At 63.2% G+C, this 19485-nt stretch carries 27 protein-coding genes and 1 tRNA gene; 27 read left to right on the forward strand and 1 reads right to left on the reverse strand.

Annotated features, from left to right (window positions below; genetic code table 11):
* Positions 1-331: 331 nt before the first annotated feature.
* The 11 genes from RSO41_RS12415 (at position 332) to RSO41_RS12465 (ending at position 7140) form a co-directional block, all read left to right on the forward strand.
* The gene (locus RSO41_RS12415; RefSeq protein ID WP_315619444.1) at positions 332-472 is read left to right on the forward strand and encodes a hypothetical protein; all 141 of its coding nucleotides are present in this window, start codon (positions 332-334) and stop codon (positions 470-472) included.
* The gene (locus tag RSO41_RS12420) at positions 462-740 is read left to right on the forward strand and encodes a hypothetical protein (protein WP_315619445.1); all 279 of its coding nucleotides are present in this window, start codon (positions 462-464) and stop codon (positions 738-740) included. The genes RSO41_RS12415 and RSO41_RS12420 overlap by 11 nt, the downstream gene beginning before the upstream one ends.
* 58 nt (positions 741-798) lie before the next feature.
* Positions 799-1461, forward strand: a complete 663-nt coding sequence (locus tag RSO41_RS12425) for a metallophosphoesterase (RefSeq protein ID WP_315619446.1) — start codon at positions 799-801, stop codon at positions 1459-1461.
* Complete coding sequence (locus RSO41_RS12430; protein WP_315619447.1) at positions 1458-2012, forward strand: VRR-NUC domain-containing protein; 555 nt, start codon at positions 1458-1460, stop codon at positions 2010-2012. The genes RSO41_RS12425 and RSO41_RS12430 overlap by 4 nt, the downstream gene beginning before the upstream one ends.
* A gap of 1 nt (position 2013) precedes the next feature.
* On the forward strand, positions 2014-2700 hold the full coding sequence (locus RSO41_RS12435) for a hypothetical protein (protein WP_315619448.1): 687 nt from the start codon (positions 2014-2016) through the stop codon (positions 2698-2700).
* Between the two features lie 126 nt (positions 2701-2826).
* Positions 2827-2900 (forward strand) — tRNA-Met (locus RSO41_RS12440).
* Between the two features lie 80 nt (positions 2901-2980).
* Positions 2981-3535: a glycoside hydrolase family 104 protein gene (locus RSO41_RS12445; RefSeq protein WP_315619449.1), complete on the forward strand. Its 555-nt coding sequence runs from the start codon at positions 2981-2983 to the stop codon at positions 3533-3535.
* Entirely contained in the window at positions 3535-3885 is a 351-nt protein-coding gene (locus RSO41_RS12450) for a hypothetical protein (RefSeq protein ID WP_315619450.1), read from the forward strand. Before RSO41_RS12445 ends, RSO41_RS12450 begins: the two co-directional genes overlap by 1 nt.
* Positions 3885-4382, forward strand: coding sequence for a 3TM-type holin (locus tag RSO41_RS12455; protein ID WP_315619451.1), 498 nt, complete (start codon positions 3885-3887; stop codon positions 4380-4382). Before RSO41_RS12450 ends, RSO41_RS12455 begins: the two co-directional genes overlap by 1 nt.
* A 183-nt stretch (positions 4383-4565) precedes the next feature.
* Positions 4566-5072 carry a DUF1441 family protein gene (locus RSO41_RS12460; protein WP_315619452.1) on the forward strand — a complete coding sequence of 169 codons (507 nt, stop codon included), beginning with the start codon at positions 4566-4568 and terminating at the stop codon, positions 5070-5072.
* Positions 5065-7140 carry a phage terminase large subunit family protein gene (locus RSO41_RS12465; protein WP_315619453.1) on the forward strand — a complete coding sequence of 692 codons (2076 nt, stop codon included), beginning with the start codon at positions 5065-5067 and terminating at the stop codon, positions 7138-7140. The genes RSO41_RS12460 and RSO41_RS12465 overlap by 8 nt, the downstream gene beginning before the upstream one ends.
* 2 nt (positions 7141-7142) lie before the next feature.
* Here the strand turns inward: RSO41_RS12465 and RSO41_RS12470 are convergent, their stop codons facing one another.
* A complete protein-coding gene (locus RSO41_RS12470; RefSeq protein WP_315619455.1) occupies positions 7143-7685 on the reverse strand; it encodes a hypothetical protein in 543 nt (180 codons plus the stop codon).
* An 82-nt stretch (positions 7686-7767) separates the two neighbouring features.
* Here RSO41_RS12470 and gpW point away from each other — a divergent pair, with 82 nt between their 5' ends.
* From gpW to RSO41_RS12550, 16 genes are all read left to right on the forward strand, one after another.
* Positions 7768-7992 carry a gpW family head-tail joining protein gene (gene gpW / locus RSO41_RS12475; RefSeq protein ID WP_315619456.1) on the forward strand — a complete coding sequence of 75 codons (225 nt, stop codon included), beginning with the start codon at positions 7768-7770 and terminating at the stop codon, positions 7990-7992.
* Positions 7993-8000: 8 nt separating this feature from the next.
* Positions 8001-9491 carry a phage portal protein gene (locus RSO41_RS12480; RefSeq protein ID WP_315619457.1) on the forward strand — a complete coding sequence of 497 codons (1491 nt, stop codon included), beginning with the start codon at positions 8001-8003 and terminating at the stop codon, positions 9489-9491.
* Between the two features lie 3 nt (positions 9492-9494).
* The gene (locus tag RSO41_RS12485; RefSeq protein WP_315619458.1) at positions 9495-10640 is read left to right on the forward strand and encodes a head maturation protease, ClpP-related; all 1146 of its coding nucleotides are present in this window, start codon (positions 9495-9497) and stop codon (positions 10638-10640) included.
* Positions 10641-10684: 44 nt separating this feature from the next.
* Positions 10685-11050: a head decoration protein gene (locus RSO41_RS12490; RefSeq protein ID WP_315619459.1), complete on the forward strand. Its 366-nt coding sequence runs from the start codon at positions 10685-10687 to the stop codon at positions 11048-11050.
* Between the two features lie 85 nt (positions 11051-11135).
* Entirely contained in the window at positions 11136-12128 is a 993-nt protein-coding gene (locus RSO41_RS12495; RefSeq protein ID WP_315619460.1) for a major capsid protein, read from the forward strand.
* A gap of 16 nt (positions 12129-12144) precedes the next feature.
* Positions 12145-12444: a hypothetical protein gene (locus RSO41_RS12500; RefSeq protein ID WP_315619461.1), complete on the forward strand. Its 300-nt coding sequence runs from the start codon at positions 12145-12147 to the stop codon at positions 12442-12444.
* A 12-nt stretch (positions 12445-12456) separates the two neighbouring features.
* Positions 12457-13059: a phage tail protein gene (locus RSO41_RS12505; protein WP_315619462.1), complete on the forward strand. Its 603-nt coding sequence runs from the start codon at positions 12457-12459 to the stop codon at positions 13057-13059.
* Entirely contained in the window at positions 13056-13454 is a 399-nt protein-coding gene (locus RSO41_RS12510; protein ID WP_315619463.1) for a hypothetical protein, read from the forward strand. Before RSO41_RS12505 ends, RSO41_RS12510 begins: the two co-directional genes overlap by 4 nt.
* A gap of 64 nt (positions 13455-13518) precedes the next feature.
* Entirely contained in the window at positions 13519-13689 is a 171-nt protein-coding gene (locus RSO41_RS12515; RefSeq protein ID WP_290272389.1) for a hypothetical protein, read from the forward strand.
* Entirely contained in the window at positions 13682-14626 is a 945-nt protein-coding gene (locus RSO41_RS12520) for a phage tail tube protein (RefSeq protein ID WP_315619464.1), read from the forward strand. Before RSO41_RS12515 ends, RSO41_RS12520 begins: the two co-directional genes overlap by 8 nt.
* A gap of 61 nt (positions 14627-14687) precedes the next feature.
* Positions 14688-15032, forward strand: coding sequence for a hypothetical protein (locus tag RSO41_RS12525; RefSeq protein ID WP_315619465.1), 345 nt, complete (start codon positions 14688-14690; stop codon positions 15030-15032).
* Between the two features lie 35 nt (positions 15033-15067).
* The gene (locus RSO41_RS12530) at positions 15068-15367 is read left to right on the forward strand and encodes a DUF1799 domain-containing protein (RefSeq protein WP_315619466.1); all 300 of its coding nucleotides are present in this window, start codon (positions 15068-15070) and stop codon (positions 15365-15367) included.
* Between the two features lie 169 nt (positions 15368-15536).
* Positions 15537-16175: a BRCT domain-containing protein gene (locus tag RSO41_RS12535; protein WP_315619467.1), complete on the forward strand. Its 639-nt coding sequence runs from the start codon at positions 15537-15539 to the stop codon at positions 16173-16175.
* Positions 16172-16522, forward strand: coding sequence for a hypothetical protein (locus tag RSO41_RS12540; protein WP_315619468.1), 351 nt, complete (start codon positions 16172-16174; stop codon positions 16520-16522). Before RSO41_RS12535 ends, RSO41_RS12540 begins: the two co-directional genes overlap by 4 nt.
* A 90-nt stretch (positions 16523-16612) precedes the next feature.
* The gene (locus tag RSO41_RS12545) at positions 16613-19090 is read left to right on the forward strand and encodes a hypothetical protein (RefSeq protein ID WP_315619469.1); all 2478 of its coding nucleotides are present in this window, start codon (positions 16613-16615) and stop codon (positions 19088-19090) included.
* A gap of 9 nt (positions 19091-19099) precedes the next feature.
* Positions 19100-19462: a hypothetical protein gene (locus tag RSO41_RS12550; protein WP_315619470.1), complete on the forward strand. Its 363-nt coding sequence runs from the start codon at positions 19100-19102 to the stop codon at positions 19460-19462.
* Positions 19463-19485: the final 23 nt, after the last annotated feature.

A 19485-nucleotide genomic window follows, 5' to 3' on the forward strand; every position in this document is an offset into this window, starting at 1 on the left:
CCGGTGGTCAGCACTATATCCCGCCCGAGCCGCCAGCATCTCTTGAGCGCTGGGAAGCGCCGCCGCCGACCGTGGCCGTCAATCGGGCGAAGAGAGAGCCGGACTTGACGGGTGCTCGCAAAGGTCGGCTGACGGTCGTGGGTCGCCTGCCGCGCCAGCCTGGCCAGAGCCGAAAGCGGGGCGCCCTGTGGCTAGTTCGTTGTGACTGCGGCTGGTACGAGTCGGTCCGGGCTGGGAGGTTCAAAGACCCTAAGAACGGGCGAGACCGGTGCTTCGAATGCCGCCACCTAGCGAAGCTCCAGCGCGGTGGCTCGGGCTGTAGGGCAGTGAAATGAGTGTAGCGGCGTGGCTGTGCTGGTTCGCTCTCGGGGTCTTGGCGTGCCTTGGCCTGGCCGTGGGTAATATCTGGTGGATGGCACGGCATCTGGACGACCAGGGCGAGGAAATACAGGAGGACAGGGATGCCGACTGACCGCCGGAGTCTCGCCCAGCAGGCCGGCATGCTCTGCAGCCTGCCGGCGTTTGGCCTGTATCTCGATGCACGTGCTCGCCGAGATAAGGGGTTGACGCTCGAGCAGCTCCCGGACGGAACCCACAACGCTGAGGACGCGGCCGACGCTGTGCGCCGGGCATGTGGCGTGGAGAGTCGGGCAGACCTGGATCGCAACGAGCAAGCGGCTGAGATGTTTCGACGGATCGTCGCTGACTTCGGAAACTGGAAGAGGAGGGCCGGGCTTTGAGCGACCAATACGACAAGCCCCGAGATGCTCGCTACATCAACGACCCGAGGAGGCGGTGATGATCCTGGCCAAGCATGACGAGAACACCGTAGGGCGAGACTTCATCGTCGGTGACATCCACGGCCAGCTCGAGCTACTGAACTCAGAAATGCGTCGAGTGGAGTTCGACAAGGCCGTTGATCGCCTTTTCAGCGTGGGCGATCTGATCGACCGGGGAGCCGAATCATTCGATTGCCTGAGCTTGGTATTTGAGCCCTGGTTCCACGGGGTGCGTGGCAACCATGAAGAGCTGGCGCGGGCTGCTCTGGACGGCGTAGGTGGCCGTGACTGGTCCCTATGGCAAATGAACGGTGGTAGCTGGGTGTATCTGCATGATGCCCGGGAAGTTCGCTCGATACTGAAAGCGGCCATGGAGCACCTGCCGTATGCCAGAGAGGTAGAGGTGGAAGGGTGTCGCATCGGCATCGTACATGCTGAGCCGCCCGAAGACTGGTCGTTGATCGAGCTGGAGGATCATCCGGCTGGTCGCCAGCAGATGGTATGGGGGCGCTCTCGAATCCAGCGAGGTGACGAGACGCCCGTAGAGGGAATTGATGCCGTGGTGGTGGGGCACACCCCGGTCAAAGAGCCGACCACGCTCGGGAATGTCCACTATATCGACACCGGCGCCTTCCGAACCGGTCGGCTGACCCTGATCGAGATGCGCGAGGTGTCGGGATGAGCTGGCGCAACTACGGGAAGACGCCGGGCAGCCGCAAGCCCAAGGCCGACGGCAAGCCTCGCCGCAAGCCGGTCGATTGGGAAGGGCAGGAGCAGGCCATCCTGATCCGCTGGCTGTATGGCGAAATGATGCGCGGCACGTCGGTGGGCGACCTCTACGCGGCGACCTACCACGTCCCCAATGGCGGCTATCGTCTGGGCAAAGAGGCCGGGCGCATGAAAGCCCAGGGCGTGAAGGCCGGTGTCAGTGACCTGCCGGTGATGGAGGCGCGCGGCGGATGGTTCGGTCTCTACCTGGAATTCAAGGCAACGCCACCACGGGATGCCGAGCTGACGCCCAGCCAGCGCGAGTGGCTGGAAGAAGCAGAGGCAAGGGGCTATTGCGCGGCACTGGCGCTGGGCCTCGAGGAAGCCAAGGCCGTCCTGAGGGAGTACGCCAGTTGGGTGAAGACGGCACACCACCGGGGTGAACGGCTGGCGCTGACGAATGGCACGGAATGGAGAAGGGGGCACGGCGATGGGAATGGCAGCAACGGCAATGCAGGGGAGTGATGTGGACTATCAACGAATCGGCATCTGGACGCTGCGAGAGCTGGCGCGCCAGTCGCACGAGAACCACGACCCGGACGCGGCTCGGGTCTTCGTGAGCCGGATACTCGACATCGAAGTCGAGCGACGGACGGTGCATGAACATCACAACCAGGGCTGGCACAGTCACAGCCCTTGTGCCCCTGGGCTGGCTCCGGGCGGTACCGCGATTGCTCGTGAGCCGCTGGCAGCCCTGTATGACCGGGGAATCTATACGCATGAGCAGCACGAGTCCGCGCGCCGCTGGATTGAATCGGCAGGCATCAAACCGCGCCAGATTCTCGCGGCGCTGATTCAGGCGGCCAAGCTGCATCCTCGGGCGGTGAGTAACACGCCATGGACCAAGAGCTATGACCATATCGCCGAGCACATCGACTGGTACGCCAAAGCGTTGGGGTTCGTGGCGGTACCGGGCACGCGGAGCCGGACGGTCGTGCGTGAGGTCCAGCGCCAGCATTGCAACAGCCTACACGTCTGGCCGATGCCGGCCGATCGGGTTGATGCCGAACTGGCGCGTGCGGAGGCAGCGAGACAGCCCCGGGAGGTTGAGGAGCAGCAGTCAGAAAGGGTGCCGGTGTTCAAGCATGGAGAGGCGTTGCGGCAGGCTGGCAAGGTCGCTCGAGTACAGCTCATTGCGTTGTCGAAGTTATAAGCAACTACTACATGTTGTGTTTTTTACCGGTTTGATCTACCGTATGTGTAGCTTGGCGATCAGTTCGCGCCAGGCGCCAGACATCATCAAAGCCCTGCCGGCCACCCGGCGGGGCTTTTCCGTTTCAGCGGCCGGGTCAGGTGGTAAGACGCCGGGCTCATAACCCGGAGTAAGAGGTTCGAATCCTCTGGCCGCTACCAGTTAAGTCGCTCCTCGGGTGCTTCGTCCCCTTGTCACCCACGCCTTGAGGGGAGCGGCTTCTTATATACCCGGAGTCACCATGCCTCGCATCTCACCAGCTGCCGCCGGCGGCCGGAACGTGTGCGCGTTCCTCAACACCATCGCGCACGCGGAGATCGGTCCGGAGATGCTGGCGATGTCCGATGACGGCTATGACGTCCTGGTCGGATCGCTGCCCGGTGACCTGCACCTGTTCGCCGAGTATGTCGACCATCCACTGCCGAATGATAGCGATGCCATCGAGTACGCGCCGGGCGTCTGGTCTACGGCGGCCGGACGGTACCAGATCCTCAATACCTACTGGCCTCACTACAAGCGGCAGCTGGATCTGTCCGATTTCAGTCCGATCTCCCAGGACCGCTATGCCATCCAGCAGATCCGCGAGCAGCGGGCGCTGCCTCTCATCCAGTCTGGCCGGTTCAGCCGAGCCATCGAGGCATGCTCGAACATCTGGGCCAGTCTGCCTGGCGCTGGCTATGGGCAGCGAGAGCACAAGCTCGAGCATCTCGTGCAAGCGTATGTGGACGCCGGCGGCCAACTCGCCGGGCGTGATCGCGACTGGTATGACCGAGTAGTGAAGGTAGGAGGCGCCTGATGCCATGGAAGGACGGCGGATTCTGGACGGCACTGCTCGACTGGCTCGCTCATTGGCGCCAGGACGTATTGGTCGCCCTCTATGCAGGAGTAGCCGTGATGATCGGTTTGCTCGCCAAGATTGCTCATGAGGTAAAGCACGGCCATCGCAACCGTTTCGTGACGCGGCGGCTATGGCTCGACGTTCCGGCGCTGGCCGCCATGGTATCGGTCGCCGCCGGTATCAACGTGTATTTCGGACTGACGGGCTGGCCGTCGTCTGCGGTCGGCGTTGCCTGCGGATGGCTGGGCCCGCGCAGTATCGACATGCTGCTGATGGCGGTGGCTGATCGAGTCCGAGGAGGTCGGTGATGGATGTGGACTGGTCGGGTGTCGCGAAAACGGTGGGCAAGGTCGCGCCGGCTGCTGGCGGGGCTCTGGCTGGCCCGCTTGGTGCTGCTGTTGGCGGCGTCATCGCTGACAAGTTGGGGGTTGAGCGTACTCCGGAAGCGGTGGAGAAGGCGATCAATGACGACCCGCAAGCCGCGATGAAGCTGCGGGAGATCGAGGCCGACATCGAGAAGGCCTTGATCGGCGCACGTGCTGACGTGGTTCAGGCCGAAGCCAATGCCGAGGGCTGGTTGCAGCGCAACTGGCGCCCGATGGTCATGCTCTGGTTCGCCGCCCTGGTTGGCGCCCACTGGCTCGGGTTCACTCCGGAGAACCTGGACACGGGCACAGTCAGTCAACTGCTGGACATCGTGCAGTACGGCCTGACCGGCTATGTGGTCGGGCGCAGCGCCGAGAAGATCACGCGGCACGTGAGTGGCAGCGGTTTCATGGCTGCGGTCAAGGCGAAGGTGAAGTGAGCATCCGCCCCGGGGCTGCTGGCGCGGGTCCTTCCAGCCAGTCGCGAGCCGTCCACGGGGGCGGGCAGCCGCGGAATTCGACAAATTTTCGGCGCAATAGGGCCTCCACCACCACTGTGCCATAACCCGCATGGTTGCGGGATTTCAGGGTGGTGACGGTGGTGAAATAAGGACTTACTGAATGTGGCACAGATCAATCGCCTGGAAGAGGCCTACAACTGGAACATCAGCAGGCTGGCCGATGCGTTTGGTCTGGACCGCGGGACTGTTCGCCGCCGTCTAAAGGAGGCTGGCGTCGTGCCGGCGGGCACGCGTAACGGCGTCAACGTCTATGCCCTGAAGGATGCCGGGCCAGCGTTGTTTGGTGACACGATGTCGGCCGGAGGGATTGGGCCGGATGAGATGCCGCCCTCCGACCGCAAGGCTTGGTACCAGTCCGAGAACGAGCGCATCAAGTTGGAGAAGGATCTCCGATTGCTGGTGCCGGTCGAGGAAGCGCACCGCGAGATGAGCCTGTTGGCCAAGGCGGTGGCCAGCGGCCTGGACAGCCTGGCCGACATGCTCGAGCGCGATGCTGGCTTGCCGCCTGAGGCCATCGAGTTGGTCGAGCATACGACCGACGCGCTCCGCGAGCAGATGTACCAGGCGATTGTCGTCGACGACGATGATGAGGAGGTGAGTAGTGGGTAGTACCGCCAGCGCCGCCGCGATTCGTCGAGATGTTGCCGAGTTGATTCGGCCGCCGCGCCGGATTCGGGCCAGCCAGGCCGCCTCTGAAGTCATGAAAGTGGTGGGCGGGGATGGAACGGTACGCGACTGGTCGCCGGACGCTACGCCCTACATGGTCGAGCCCCTCGATTGCATGGGGAGCCGCCGCTATGACGCGGTGATATTCGTCGGTCCGGCGCGGACGGGCAAGACCAACGCTCTGGTCGATGGCTATGTGGCCTACAAGATCGACTGCGACCCCGGCGATGGACTGATCATCCAGATCAGTGAGGACAAAGCCCGCGAGTTCAGCAAGAAGCGCATCGACCGCATGTTGCAGCACTCGCCGCGCCTGATTCCCCGGCTGAGCCCGCGTGGCCACGACAACAACGTCCATGATAAGACGTTCCGGGCCGGCAACTACCTGGGCATCAAGTGGCCATCCAAGAACGTCATGGCCAGCTCGGACTATCAGTTCGTACTGATCACCGACTTCGACCGCCTGGACGATGACGTGGACGGCGAGGGCGATCCTTTCACCCTGGCCAGCAAGCGGACTCAGACATTCGGCTCCACCGGCATGACACTGGCCGAGAGCTCGCCCGGCCGAGAGATCACGGATCCTGACTGGGTTCAGCCGGAAGGGTGCCCGCACATGATGCCGCCCACCACCGGCATCGGTGACCTGTTCAACCAGGGCGATCGCCGGCGCTTGTACTGGCAGTGCCCCGAGCCTTCATGCCGCCGCTGGTTCCAGCCGATCAAGGAGCACTTCAACCTGCAGTCGAAGCGGGTGTGCTGCGCCCACTGCGGCGTCGAGGTTGACCCCAAGCACAAGCGCACGCTCAACCTCGGTGGCCGCTGGGTGCCGGAGGGCTGCGAGCTGACCCTCGAGGGCGAACTGATCGGCACGCCGCGCCAGACCCGCATCGCCTCGTTCTGGATGGAAGGGCCCGCCGCCGCGTTCCAGTCCTGGGCCAGCCTGACCGACAAGCTGGCGCGGGCAGAGGAGACCTACCAGCAGACCGGCAGCCAGGAGACGCTGAAGACCGTCATCAACACCGACTGGGGGTTGCCGTATCGGCATCGCCGCAGCGAGACGCAGCGCTCCAGCATCCAACTGATGGACCGGGCCGAGCAGGTCGAGCGACGCCGAGTGCCGCACGGCGTACGCTTCCTGACCGCGGGCGTCGACGTCCAGGGCGGCAAGCACCGGCGATTCGTGGTGCAGATCCAAGGCTGGGGACCGAACCGCGAGATGTGGATCATCGACCGGTTCAACATCAAGGAGGATCGCGGCCCGGACAACGACCAGCCGCCGCGGCAGATCAGCCCGGCCACCCAGCCCGAAGACTGGGACCTGCTGACCCGCGATGTGGTCCAGCGTTCCTATCGCCTGGCCGATGGCAGCGGTCGGCGCATGCCGATCGCCGCTGTCGCGGTAGACACCGGCGGTGAGGCCGAGGGCGAGGAGTCGGTTACCAGTCAGGCCTACGAGTGGTTCCGTCGGCTGCGCAAGGACGGCCTGCAAAGCCGTGCCTACCTGGTGAAGGGCGGCAGCGCCAAGACTGACAGCCGGGTACGCAAGACCTGGCCGGACAACACCGGCCGTAAGACGCGCAAGAGCAAGGCCCGCGGCGATGTTCCGCTCTACCTCCTTGGCACCAATCTGCTCAAGGACACGGTCGCCGGGATGATGGACCGCGAGGATCCCGGCGCCGGCTACATGCACGTGCCGGCCTGGCTCGGCCGCTGGTGGTACGACGAGTTGACCTACGAGGTGCGCGACCCGGCTACCGGCAAGTGGGACCGCCCCGGCCAGCGCCCCAACGAGGCCTTCGATCTCTGCGTCTACAACCTGGCGTTGTTCATCCTGCTCAAGGGCGAGGTCATCGACTGGAGCTCACCGCCACCCTGGGCAGCTGACTGGGACGACAACCTGCTGGTGTTCGACCCTGAAGCCGACCAGCGCCCGGCTGCCCCGGCCTACAGGGAGCGCGAGCAGCCTGCGAAGAAGCGCCGTCGCCGGGTCGCTAAGCCTCGCATATAGCGTTATTGAGATGGAGAAGCTTGTTCGTTCGGGCGGACCTCCCAGGATGTGTTCAGGCTTTCAGACACAGCTTCGGACTCATCACCTGGGCACAGGGTGTCGAGATTCCATGTAGCGTTGAACATGAGCACAGCGCCTCCCGCCCAGCCTGCGGTAGCGGCGACCGTCTCTGGCCGGAAATCGCTATCGCAGAAGGCAAGTGCCGTGTTTTTCGCCCGGATCGTGGCTTCGGCACTTATCTCGCTCATGAGATCTTCCGTCTCTTGCTGGCTCATTTGCCTGCCTGAGTTTTCGGGAATGGGTGAGTACGGCATCTCATCCCGAGAGTGGATCGAGTATTCAGCTGCCCGGGGCGGCCATGCCTGCAGCTGTTCGGAATATCTATCGGTCTTGGTGACTTCGAACAATGCGATTTCGCCGTTAGGCAATATCCGCACCTCGGTCTTTTTTTCGGTGTTTTCCGTGGCGTCAGGCCCGGCTGCGTTAGCCAGGTCACCAAAGCTGCCGAGGCCAGCGACCAGCAGCACGATTGATTGTCTGTTCATGGGTAGCTCCCTGGTGTCTTTCGCGTGTTGTTGTGAGTTATCGGTCCCCCTTTTCAATGTAGCGTCAAAAGCAGGAGCACCCATGGCCTACACCGAAGATGATCTCGCCGAGGTGCGGCGGGCCATCCTGGACCTGGCTGCCGGAAAACGAGTGGCGCGGATCACCTACAACGGGCGCACCGTCGAGTACTCGGGGAGTGGTGATCTCACCAAGCTGCGTGAGGTAGAGCGGCAGATCGTCGCCTACCTCGCCACTAACAAGCACCGCACCCGAACCCGATCCGTTCGAACCAGCAAGGGCCTGTGATGACTGCCATGACCAAGAAACCGCGCCTCCGGATGACGATGCGCGGCGGGCAGCTCGTGCCGACACGCGCCCAGGCCTCCTACGAGGGAGCGTCGACGGGCCGGCGTATGGCGGGCAAGGGCAATGCAGCGACCGGACCCAACGGACCGATCTCACGGTCGCTGCCGCTGCTGTGGTCGCGCAGCCACAACGCCATCCGCAACAACGCCTATGCCCAGAGTGCCAAGGAGAAGCACATCTCCAATCTGGTGGGTACTGGTATCAAGCCACAGTGGGGCGACCCGGAGATCCAGGCGCTGTGGGATCGCTGGGTCGACGAGTGCGACGCCGATGGTGTGGACAACTTTTACGGCCTGCAGGCGCTGGCCGCCGGCAGCCAGTTCGAGGCCGGCGAGGCGCTGGGGCGGTTCCGCTACCGTCGCAAGAGCGACGGCCTCTCGGTGCCCATGCAGCTGCAGCTGATCGAGCCCGAGCACCTGGATCCGAACTTCTCCCGCGCCTTCGGTGGCCGCCTGATCAAAATGGGCATCGAGTTCGACGGCATTGGTCGGCGTCGGGTGTTTCACCTGTGGCGCTTCCACCCGCATGAGCAGCTGACCAGTCAGCTCAACGAGCGGGTGCCGGTGCCGGCCGACAACGTCATCCATATGTTCCGCCGCACCCGGCCCGGCCAGCTACGCGGCGTGCCCGAGCTGACATCGGTGATCGTCCGGCTCTACGAGATCGACGAGATGCAGGACGCCACGCTGGCGCGCCAGAAACTGGCCCAGCTGTTCGGCGCCTTCGTGAATCGCAAGACGGCCCACGACCCCGAGGAAGAAGGCCCGTTCTTCGGCGATCTGGTCAGCAAGCCCGGCGAGGCCGAGCCGCTCGACGAGTTCACCCCCGGCGGCATCCACTACCTCGAGGACGACGAGGAGGTGAATTTCTCCAATCCGCCGGACATCCAGAGCCAGTACACCGAGTGGCTGCGCTCCGAACTTCTGGCGGTGGCCGCTGGCGCCGGCATCACCTACGAGCAGCTGACCGGCGACCTCAAGGGCGTCAACTACTCCAGCATCCGCGCCGGGGTGATCGAGTTCCGTCGCCGGGCCGAGGCCCTGCAGGCGATGCTGATCGTTCACCAGTGGTGCAGGCGCATTGCCGCCAAGTGGCTCGACGTGGCGGTGACCAGTGGCGCCTTGGTGCGTCCCGACTATTGGCGCAACCGCGCCCGGTACCTGGCCATCGACTGGATCGCCCCGAAGTGGGAGTGGGTCGACCCTCTCAAGGAAGTCTCCGCCGACCTGCTCGAGGTGCGCGCCGGCTTCAAGCCGCGCAGCGAGGCCGCCGGCGAGCGCGGCTGGGCCCTGGAGCAACTCGACGCCGAGATCGCCAAGAGCCACCAAAGCGCCGACGGCAACGGCCTGGTGCTGGACTCCGACCCGCGCCGCGTCAACAAGAGCGGCGCTCTGCACCAGGCCCTCAAGACCCTGGCCGACACCGAAGAAGAGGATTAACCCATGCCGTGGTTCACAGCAAAGGCCCTCGAGGATAACTCTCGAGCGGCGCATGTCGTCATCGATAAACCGATTGGCTCTGATTGGGCGCCCGACTGGATCGCTGACTTCACTGGCGAGAAGCCGGCCCGTGAGTTCATTGATGCGGTGGACGCCCTGGGCGAGCTCGACGAGATCACTGTGGAGCTGAACAGCCCTGGCGGCGACGTCGCCAGCGGGGTGCGCATCTTCAACTACCTGCGCGACCACCGAGCCAAGATCCACACCCGAGTGACCGGGACTGCCGCGAGCATCGCCACGGTGATCATGATGGCAGGCGACACCCGGTCCATGGCTATCGGCAGCAACATGATGACCCACCGGGCCAGCGCGCTGATGATCGGCTTCTTCAATGCCAATGAGATGGAGGAGACGGCGCGCAACTTGAAGACCATCGACAACTCGATGGTGGACATCTACATGGCCGCCACCGGCAAGAGCGCCGAGGAGATTGCTGGCCTGCTGGATCAGGGCGACACCTACATGGGCGCCGACGAGGCGGTGGAGTGGGGGTTCGCCACCGAGGCTGACGCCAAGCTGCGCGCCGTGGCCTGCGCCGACCCGAAGCTCTATATGAAGCAGCTCGAGCAGGCCGGCGAGATCGCCAAGCTACAGGCCCAGATCAAGGGGCAGGGCGGCAACGCCAACTTGACTGCCGCCGATGCGCTGGCGCTGGCCTTTGATCTCACTCCCGAGCAGGCCGAAGCACAGGCTGCCGACCTGGGCGACCAGATCATCGCGCTGCGGCAGCAGGCCCCTGTGGTGGCCAAGGTCGACGACATCCCCGACGAACTGCTCGAGGAGATCAAGGCCATGGGGCCCGACCGCATCGAGCCCGGCCCGAACGCCGACGAGATCCTCGCCACCGAGCGCACCCGCGTCTCCGCCATCGCCAAGGCCTGCCAGACCACCGGCCAGCACCAGCTGCTCGAGAAGCTCGTGGGCAACGGCATGCCCGAAGACCAGGCCTCCGATTACATCTACGACGTCGCCGCGGCCAGTGGAGACGGTCAGCACATCAACGGCAGCCACTCGCCTGAAGGTGGGCACCGTGCCGGGATCAACTACGACAAGATCTATGCCCGGCAGAACCGCAAGGCCAAGGCCTGACCGGGCCACGGCATCCCGACCCCAGCCATCGAGGAGATTGAATCATGGCATCCACTAAGCACACCGAATCCCGTCACACCGGGGAGCACGTGGTATCCGAAGCCAACGGGGCGCGCTCACGCGAACAGGGCATCCTCGCTTCGGGCAATCTGGCGGCCGGCACAGTGCTGGCGCTGAATGGCGACGGCGACTACGTCCCGCTGGCGCCCGGCGCCGCCGATGGCACCGAGGTAGCCAAGGCCGTGCTCTACGGCGCGGTCGACGCCTCCGATGGCCCCCAGCCGTGCACCGTGCATGTCCGCGCCTGCGAGGTGGAGGAGGCCGCGCTCGGCTGGCCCGATGGCATCACCGAGCCTCAGACCTCCACCGCGCTCAACGACCTGATCGGCGTGGGCATCATCCCGCGCTGATCCCTCCCCAACCCCTTATCCACCATCGAGTGCCCACGGCCTACAGGGCTGGGCGACTGATCACCATCACCCATAGGAGCCAACCATGGGCATTTTCGATTCCGACATCTTCACCCTGGCGTCGCTGACTGCCGCGATCAACGAGGTGCAGTATGTGCCGAGCCAGATTGGTCAGGCCGGCCTGTTCGAGGCCGAGGGCATTTCCACCACCAGCCTGGTCATCGAGAAAGACGGCGATACCCTGGGCCTGGTGGAGAACAAACCACGCGGCGCGCCTGGCACCGTTGTCGGCGCCGATAAGCGCACCGGCGTGAGCTTCCACACTGCCCACCTGCCGACGACGGCCACCATCAATGCCGACGAAGTGCAGAACGTTCGCACCTTCGGTAGCGAGGACCAGGAAGAGGCGGTGCAGGCCGTGGTCAATCGGCGCCTGGCGAAGATGGCGCGCCGTATCGACATGACGCACGAGCACCACAAGCTCGGCGCGATTATGGGGAAGGTGCTGGATAGCGACGGTGCCACCGTCATCTACGACCTGTTCCAGACCTTCGGCATGACCCAGCAGACTGTGGCGATGGCCCTCGACACGGCCGGCACCGAGGTCAAGGGCAAGTCCCTGGACATCCATGAAAAGGTCGAGGAGGCGCTGGGCGGGCTGTCCTACACCGGTATCACCGTGCGTTGCGGCAAGTCGTTCTGGCGCAAGCTGATCACTCACAGCAAGGTCAAGGAGGCCTACGAGCGCTACCAGGCTGGCGCCCAGCTGCGGGAGGATCCGCGCGAGGGCTTCATGTTCGGCGGCATTTTCTGGGAGCGGTATCGCGGTGGTGGCCCGATCAAGATCGCCGACACCGAGGCCTACGCCTCGCCCGAGGGGGTGATGGATCTGTTCATCTCTCGCTTCGCGCCGGGTGATTACATGGACACCGTCAACACCCTGGGTCTGCCGTTCTATGCCAGCTCTGAGCCGCTGGACCACAACAAGGGCGTCAGCCTCGAGGCGCAGTCCAACCCGGCGCACCTCTGCACACGGCCGAAGGTGAACATCAAGCTCTACGAGAACACCGCCCCGTAAGGGGTGGTGAATTCCCATGAGCTTTCAGGATCACATCGACCGCCTCGACGAGGCGGTCATGACTCATCTGTCCGACGGAACGTGTGACTACCAGGGCTCGGTGTCCAGCGCTCAAGGAGTGCCCCATATCCTCGAGCACGATTTCGAGGTTCAGGACGATGACCAGGTTGCGATGCACGTCACCACGGTAAGCGTGTGGGTTTCGGATGTGGCCACCAGCCGGCAGGGCGACAAGATCATCACGCCATCACGCACCTGGACAGCCCAGCAGATCCTGGAGGACGACGGTCATATGCGCCGCCTTTGGGTGAGCTGACGGAGGAACTCTATGCTCGATGTCCGCTACGACATCCGCGACCTGGAGAAACTGCGTAAGCGATTCGACCCACAGGACGTGGAAAAGGCGCTGCAGCGCGCCGTAAACGCCACCAGCAAAAAGGCGGCGACCCATATCTCGCGGGATATTCGCGGCACCTACACGCTCAAGGCGCGGGACATCAAGAAGCGCCTGAAGATCGAGCGAGTCCGCCGCGATGCTACCCGGGCGCTGCTGTACACCGGTCGGCGTTTGCCGCTCGAGCAATTCTCGCCGAAGCGCAAGTGGGTGTCGGTATCGCCACGCCGCAAGGTTCGATCGGGGCCGCGCAAAGGGAAGCTGGCCCGCCGCCGAGGCGTCACGGTGCGCGTGCGTAAGGACAAGGGCCGGCAATTGGTGCCCGGTGGCTGGTATGCCAAGGACCACATCCTGCGGCGTGCTGATCAGGACGACAGCGCCAGTCAGCCGCGCATTCAGTTTGGCCCCTCAGTGCCCGGCATGGTGGCTCACCCGTCAACCATCGAGAGTGCGCAAGACTTGGTGCGACGTGATCTCCCGCAGGAGTTCAGCGATCGCCTCGATCACATCCTCAGTGAAAAGGCAGGGCAAGTATGACGGATCCCGACATCATCGATGCGATGCTCCAGCGCGTGCGTGACCAGTGCCCCGGACTGGCCATCGTCGACGAGGCGTGGTTTGCCGCACCGCTTGACGATTTCGACGCTCAGACGCCGGCAGCGCTGATCTACCTCGCAGAGGACAGCGCCGCCGGCGAACCGGAAACCATCCGGCCCACCCAGCGCATCACTCTGAGCTACGGCATCTGGCTCGTCACCAAACGTTCCGATTTCCGTTCCCAGCGCCAGGCCTTGCGACAAGCGTTGATGGGGTGGGAGCCGACCGAGGAGCACGAGCCCGTGGCGTATCGCGGCGGACAGACGACCGACATTCGCGGCGAGCTCATCTGGTGGCGCGAATTCTGGAACGTTGACACTTGGCTGCGTGGCTGACGCCCACAGCCTTACTCACTCAACGGCCCGCCTCGTGCGGGCTTTTTCATGTCAGGAGGTTCCCATGCCCAACAAAGGCGGCCGTTACGAAATCCGTGGCGGTAAGCGGGTGCTCGTCGAACGCACCAAGCCCGCGCCCCGCCCCAAGGCCACAGCCCAGGCCGACGCCAAGCCCGACGCCAAGCCGGCGCCGAAGAAGTCCAGCAGCGACGTGACGGAGAAGAACGATGGCTAAGAAGTGGCGTAAGCGCTACGTCGTGGTCAAGGTCGAATCGGTCTACGGTGAACCCAGTGCCGACATGACTGATGCGACCATCCTCGAGGTGGTGATGCTCGACGGCGGCAACCCCTATGCCGGCGACACCGCGGCGCGCGAGCGCATGCGCAACGGTCTCGGCGCCTTCGAGCAGGTGAACACCGGGCCCTATGTGGAGCGGCAGGTCCGTGTGCCGTACGCCGGTTCCGGGACGCCCGGCGAGCCTCCGGCCTATAGCCCGTTGCTGCGAGCCAGCCGGCTGAGCGAGGACATTACCGCCGACACCAGCGTGGTCTACCAGCCCGTCAGTGAGGACGAGGAGAGCCTCGAGATGTGGTGGATGGAAGACGGCCAGATGCAGCACACCAACGGAATTCGTGGCACCTGGTCGCTAACGGCCGACAGCCAGGGGCTGCCCTATATCCAGTTCGACCTCACCGGCCTATACCGGAAGCCCGAAGCTGCAGCGGATGCATCGATGGCAGTCCAAGCCGTGCAGGCCAAGGAGCTGCCAATCAACAAACAGAACACCACGGCCAGTATCGATGGCCACAACGCCTGCATGTCCTCACTGTCGTTCAGCATGGGCAACACGGTGGAGTACCGCAATCTGGTCAACTGCGAGAGCGTGGAAATCACCGGTGGAGAGTCCACAGGCTCTACCAATATCGAAGCGCCGGACCTGGCCACCAAGGACTATTTCGCCGCGGTGGAAAGCCACAACGGCGTGACCCTGGTGCCGGTTAATCTGACCCACAAGGATGCCTCTGGTGGCACCATCGAGCTCAAGGGCAACCAGGTGCAGCTATCGTCAATCTCGCCCACCGACAGCCAGGGCATCATGCATTACGACCTGGGTCTGCGGTTCTTGCCCACCGGCTCCGATGACAACGACTTCACCCTGACCTACAAGTAACCCGCCCACGCCGCCAGCGAGCGGCGTGCCAGGCGCACGATTCGATCAAGGACCCGACGCTATGACATTTGTGCTCCAGGACATTCCCGACATCTGGGTTGATGTCGAGATCCCCACTCCGGGCTTGGAAGAGCCCGAGGCCCTGCAGGCGCGCTGGCGCCTCCACTCGTTCGACGACTACAAGGGGCGGGTCGAGCAGCTCCAGGCCGGCGAGCTCACCGATGAGCAAGTCGTGGAGGACGATCTCCTGGAGCTGGCGGGCGCCGAGACGGCAGACGGCAAACCGCTGCCGCATTGCCAGGAGCTGGTGGACGACGTAATGAGCAAGACCTATGCCCGCAAGGCCCTGGTTCTGAGCTGGTACAAGGCGCAAGAGGGCAGGGCGGCCGCGGCCACAAAAAACTGAAGGCCGCCGGCCGGTGGTGGGCGGGCGCCGGTCAGGTGGAAGATGCCCGGGCCGCTGACGCTGAGGCGTTCGGCATCGCGCCCCCGGAGGACCCGCCCGACGAGACTCGCTGCGAGGTCTGGGCCGAGCACTGGTCTGCCCTGGAGCTGTTCATGGGACTGAGTACCCAGTGGCGCGTCGTCGCCGGCATGGGTGGTGTCTTCATGTATGGCCTGGACTATCAAGCGCTATACGGCCACCCGCGCTACGCCCGGCTGGACTACGGCGCCCAGGACGAGATGCTCGAGCAGATCCAGCAGATGGAGACCGGGGCGCTGGAAGTGCTGAATTCGTAAAGCGCTTTATTCCCAGCCCGCCTCAGTTCGGTGATTGCCATTGATGTCGTGCTGGTGCGTTAGGTCAATCAGCGTGGGCTTAGTGTGAACACGCTCCCAACTCCGGCTATTCATTCCTGACGTTCTGAGTGATACGTTTTTAACGTCACACAACGACGCAGGGGACAATATGAATAACGCGGGCCTGGACGAAAACGCACAACCCGTCACGCGGCGAATGAACCTCGCCCGTAACACCACGCGCGATGCTAACGAGCTGACAGGTATCGCGCGTGGTGTTCTGGCTGATGGCGCTCTAAATCAAACCGAAGCGGAGTTTCTCCTCAAGTGGTTTGATGAGCGCCCCGAGTCGCTCGCTGTTTGGCCGTTCAACGTCATTTTTCAGCGGCTTTCTGATGCGCTAGAGGATGGTCAGCTTGACGCGGAAGAAGAACGTGACCTGATAGAGCTTTTGCTGGACTTTACCGGCGGTGGGTCGACGGATGGTGCGGTGGCCAGTCGGGCTTCCACGCTGCCATTGAATTCGCCAGAACCTGAGATTGAATTCGAAGGTGCGCATTTTTGCTTGACCGGGGCTTTTGCAACCGGCAGCAGAAAGGAATGCGAGAGGGAAATCGCTGACCGAGGAGGTATGCCGAAGCCCAGCGTGACCAAAAAGACATCCTATCTGGTGATAGGCAATGTGGGCAGTACTGACTGGGCGAACACGACCTACGGTCGCAAGATCGAGAAGGCCGTGATGCTCCGGGACGATGGAGGACAGATTGCTATCGTCAGTGAGCGCCACTGGGCGGAGGCGCTGGGATGAAGGGTTTCATCATCTTGGCAGCTTGTATTGCGGTAGGGGCTATCTTCGCAAGGCAGTTTGTCGCTTCACCTCAAGACCGGGAATGTGGTAGCCGGGATTCGGCTTATACAGCTATCAAGGAGTCTATAGAAGGGAGGCTGAAAGCACCATCTACGGCAAACTGGCCGAGCAGGAATGACAGCAAAGTTCTGGTGGCTAAGTCTGACTCGGGAGAGTGCTCCTATGAGGTGTGGGGATATTTGGATGCCGAGAATGGTTTTGGCGCTATGATCCGTAGCGAGTACTACGCAAAGATCTGGTATTCCAAGGACGACATGCGCTGGATAACTACCAAGATAGACATGTAGTCGCCACTACATAATTCCGTCACTGCGCGGAACTTTCATTTTACAGGCTCGCTTCGGCGGGCCTTCTTTGTGCCCGAATAGAGGGTAGCCATGGCCAAGAACTTCAGGACCGGGCTGATTATCACCGGGGATTCCAAGGGTGGTGTCAGGGCCGTGCGGGCGACCTCGTCTGAGTTGCGCCGGTTGAATCAGGACTTCGAGACAGGTTCCAAACGCGCCCGCACCTATGGCAACGAGACGCGCGAGACGGCTCGTGAGCTAGAGTTCCTCAAACAGAATGCGCTTGGTATTGGAGCCGCCCTGGCCGGTGCGTTCGCCGCCAACAACCTGGCCCAGCAAGCGGCGATGGTGCGTGACACGGATGCGTTGGCGCAATCCCTGCAGGTCAGCACTCGGACGCTCCAGCAGTGGCAGTTTGCAGGCAAGCAAGTAGGTCTCGAAGCCGACAAGGTCGGCGACATCTTCAAGGACGTCAGCGACAAGGTGGGCGATTTCGCAGCCACTGGCGGTGGCGAGGCCGCCGATCTGTTCGAGAATCTCAATCTCAACATTCGCGAGCTGCAATCACTGAGCCCGGACCAGCAGATACTCCGCATTGCCGAGGCTATCAACCAGGTCGAGGATCCCAGCCAGCGTGCGTTCTACTTTGAAAGCCTCGCTGACGAGATGGTGCGCCTTCAGCCCTTGCTGGCCAACGGTGCTCAGGGGCTTCGCGAAGCGGCCGACATGGCTGATGCCCTGGGCGTGGCCATGGATGACATTGAAGTTCGGCGCGCTGTTGAAGCCGCCGAGGCCATGGATCAACTGCAGGGCGTTGCCCAGGGGCTGTCGAATACATTAATTGCTGACCTTGGCCCGGGATTGGCGAGCAATGTGCGTAGCCTGACAGAGTTCATTGATCAGGTGGGTGGGGCTGACGAAGTACTCGAGGGCATCGGTCAGACCGTCACGACGCTGGGTAGCGTTTATCTCGCTGTGCGCTTGCGGGATCCTCTCTCCAAGATTGGCCCGTTGGGGCTTGCGGCTGGCCGCAATATTGCGACAGGTTTTGCGATGGCCGTCGGGGCAAGCGGTCGTCTCAATCAGGCACTGGTGATCACCCAGGGCCGCATTGCTGCCACAGCAGCAGCGGGGCGGGCGCTGCGAGCGAGCCTGGCACTCATTGGCGGACCAGCTGGTGCAGCCTTGCTGGCGGCTGGCGCGCTATACACCTACCGTGATGAGCTAGGTCTGACGCAAGACAAGATTGGCCTGACCGAGGATCAACTGGCGAGCTTTCGCGGCGAGCTTGCTGATATGTCTCAGGACGATCTCGGGAAATCCCTGGCCTCGCTTAATGCTGAGCTGGACCAAGCCACACTGAAGGCGGCTCGAGCCCGGGAAGAGCTGGCGACGCTCCGTTCTGAAAGTTCCGGATCTGGCTTCTTGGGGTTCGAAGGCGGGGAGGTTGGTGAGAGAGTTCGAGGCATCCGTGCTGTCGCGGACGCTGAAGCGGACATCGCTAAGATAGAACAAAAACGAGATGCTGCGCTGGCCGAGCGCGGCAGCCGGATCTACAAGCCATTGACCGGCTGGTTGTTCGAGACAGAAAGTGCGACCGACAGCAATACCGAGTCGGTTACCCGGCAATCTCAGGCTGCCAAGGAAGCTGCCGAGCGAGAGAAACAATTCGCCAGCTCCCTGGCCACCCTCGAGGATCGCCTGTTCCCTGCCACGGCAGCCCAGCGCGACTTTCTACAGTCGCAGCTCCTGTTGCAGACAGGTTTGATGAAGGGCGAGATTGGCATCGATCGCTACCTCGAGGCTTGGCAGCGGCTGAACACTGAGCGGTCTCGCAATATCACCGGCGGATTCATGGAGAGAGTAGACACCGGTGGCCTGGCCAAGGAGGTCGAAGAGACCAGTGGTGCTGCCCGTGACTTGGGCCTGACATTCACCTCGGCGTTCGAGGATGCCGCCATTGAAGGCGAGAACTTTCGCGGCGTCCTCCAGGGGATCTTCGAGGACATTCAGCGCATCATCATTCGTCGATCCATCACTGAGCCTGCCGAGGACGCGATTTCCGGCGCGCTCGATGGGATCGACCTCGGAGGCCTATTCAACTTCGGCGGCGGTGGCGGCAATGCTTTTGCCGGCTCATACGGATCGTCCAGTGCGGGCAGCTTCATGGGCTTCGCCGGAGGTGGATGGACAGGCCCTGGCGGCAAGTACCAACCGAAGGGCGTTGTCCATGGCGAAGAGTTCGTTGTTCGCCGAGAAGTGGTGAAACAACCCGGTGTCCGTCCCATGCTCGAGCGGCTGAACAAGAAGGGCTATGCCAACGGCGGCTATGTTGGCGGCCGGGCTATGCCGATGGCTAGTGGGGATCTGTCAGTTCATATCCACAACGAAAGCGGCGAAGCGATGCAGGTAGGGCGCCGCGAGGAGCGACGTGGAGGAGATGGTCGCCGGGAGCTCCACTTGTGGGTCAATCGCGCAGTTGACCAGAGGATGGACCAACGATTCGCGGACGGCTCGCTAGATCGAACAATGCGAAACAATTACGGCGCGCGTCGCCAGTCAAAATAGGAGCAACAGATGCCCACATGGCCCGCCACGCTACCCGACTGCCCGGACTCCCCGGGCTATAGCGAGCAACCCCAGAGCCAGGTCATCCGTTCCCAGCCCGAGGTGGGGCCGGCGAAGACGCGACGGCGCTCCACCGCAGCGCCCCGCACCATTTCGGTGACCTATGGCCTGATCACCCGAGAGCAAGCGGATACGTTCGAGGCGTTCTTCGAGAACGACATCGGCGCCGGGGCGCTCCCGTTCGACTGGCCCCAGCCCCGGCTCGGTACCACGGTATCGGTGCTCATCGTCGGCGACCCGCCGTATGAGCTCACTCCCGTAGGCAACGGGAAGAAATGGGATCTCTCCATGACCCTCGAAATCCAGCCGTAGGGCGTGTGGCGCCATCTCGATGA

This window comes from Halomonas sp. I1 (assembly GCF_032334135.1).
GTDB lineage: Bacteria > Pseudomonadota > Gammaproteobacteria > Pseudomonadales > Halomonadaceae > Halomonas.

Bases quoted from the DNA above. Each gene is read 5' to 3' on its own strand.
- RSO41_RS12415 (WP_315619444.1), top strand. From the start codon at position 332: ATGAGTGTAGCGGCGTGGCTGTGCTGGTTCGCTCTCGGGGTCTTGGCG.
- RSO41_RS12420 (WP_315619445.1), top strand. From the start codon at position 462: ATGCCGACTGACCGCCGGAGTCTCGCCCAGCAGGCCGGCATGCTCTGC.
- RSO41_RS12425 (WP_315619446.1), top strand. From the start codon at position 799: ATGATCCTGGCCAAGCATGACGAGAACACCGTAGGGCGAGACTTCATC.
- RSO41_RS12430 (WP_315619447.1), top strand. From the start codon at position 1,458: ATGAGCTGGCGCAACTACGGGAAGACGCCGGGCAGCCGCAAGCCCAAG.
- RSO41_RS12445 (WP_315619449.1), top strand. From the start codon at position 2,981: ATGCCTCGCATCTCACCAGCTGCCGCCGGCGGCCGGAACGTGTGCGCG.
- RSO41_RS12450 (WP_315619450.1), top strand. From the start codon at position 3,535: ATGCCATGGAAGGACGGCGGATTCTGGACGGCACTGCTCGACTGGCTC.
- RSO41_RS12455 (WP_315619451.1), top strand. From the start codon at position 3,885: ATGGATGTGGACTGGTCGGGTGTCGCGAAAACGGTGGGCAAGGTCGCG.
- RSO41_RS12470 (WP_315619455.1), bottom strand. From the start codon at position 7,685: ATGAACAGACAATCAATCGTGCTGCTGGTCGCTGGCCTCGGCAGCTTT.
- gpW (WP_315619456.1), top strand. From the start codon at position 7,768: ATGGCCTACACCGAAGATGATCTCGCCGAGGTGCGGCGGGCCATCCTG.
- RSO41_RS12480 (WP_315619457.1), top strand. From the start codon at position 8,001: ATGACCAAGAAACCGCGCCTCCGGATGACGATGCGCGGCGGGCAGCTC.
- RSO41_RS12485 (WP_315619458.1), top strand. From the start codon at position 9,495: ATGCCGTGGTTCACAGCAAAGGCCCTCGAGGATAACTCTCGAGCGGCG.
- RSO41_RS12490 (WP_315619459.1), top strand. From the start codon at position 10,685: ATGGCATCCACTAAGCACACCGAATCCCGTCACACCGGGGAGCACGTG.
- RSO41_RS12495 (WP_315619460.1), top strand. From the start codon at position 11,136: ATGGGCATTTTCGATTCCGACATCTTCACCCTGGCGTCGCTGACTGCC.
- RSO41_RS12500 (WP_315619461.1), top strand. From the start codon at position 12,145: ATGAGCTTTCAGGATCACATCGACCGCCTCGACGAGGCGGTCATGACT.
- RSO41_RS12505 (WP_315619462.1), top strand. From the start codon at position 12,457: ATGCTCGATGTCCGCTACGACATCCGCGACCTGGAGAAACTGCGTAAG.
- RSO41_RS12510 (WP_315619463.1), top strand. From the start codon at position 13,056: ATGACGGATCCCGACATCATCGATGCGATGCTCCAGCGCGTGCGTGAC.
- RSO41_RS12515 (WP_290272389.1), top strand. From the start codon at position 13,519: ATGCCCAACAAAGGCGGCCGTTACGAAATCCGTGGCGGTAAGCGGGTG.
- RSO41_RS12520 (WP_315619464.1), top strand. From the start codon at position 13,682: ATGGCTAAGAAGTGGCGTAAGCGCTACGTCGTGGTCAAGGTCGAATCG.
- RSO41_RS12525 (WP_315619465.1), top strand. From the start codon at position 14,688: ATGACATTTGTGCTCCAGGACATTCCCGACATCTGGGTTGATGTCGAG.
- RSO41_RS12535 (WP_315619467.1), top strand. From the start codon at position 15,537: ATGAATAACGCGGGCCTGGACGAAAACGCACAACCCGTCACGCGGCGA.
- RSO41_RS12540 (WP_315619468.1), top strand. From the start codon at position 16,172: ATGAAGGGTTTCATCATCTTGGCAGCTTGTATTGCGGTAGGGGCTATC.
- RSO41_RS12545 (WP_315619469.1), top strand. From the start codon at position 16,613: ATGGCCAAGAACTTCAGGACCGGGCTGATTATCACCGGGGATTCCAAG.
- RSO41_RS12550 (WP_315619470.1), top strand. From the start codon at position 19,100: ATGCCCACATGGCCCGCCACGCTACCCGACTGCCCGGACTCCCCGGGC.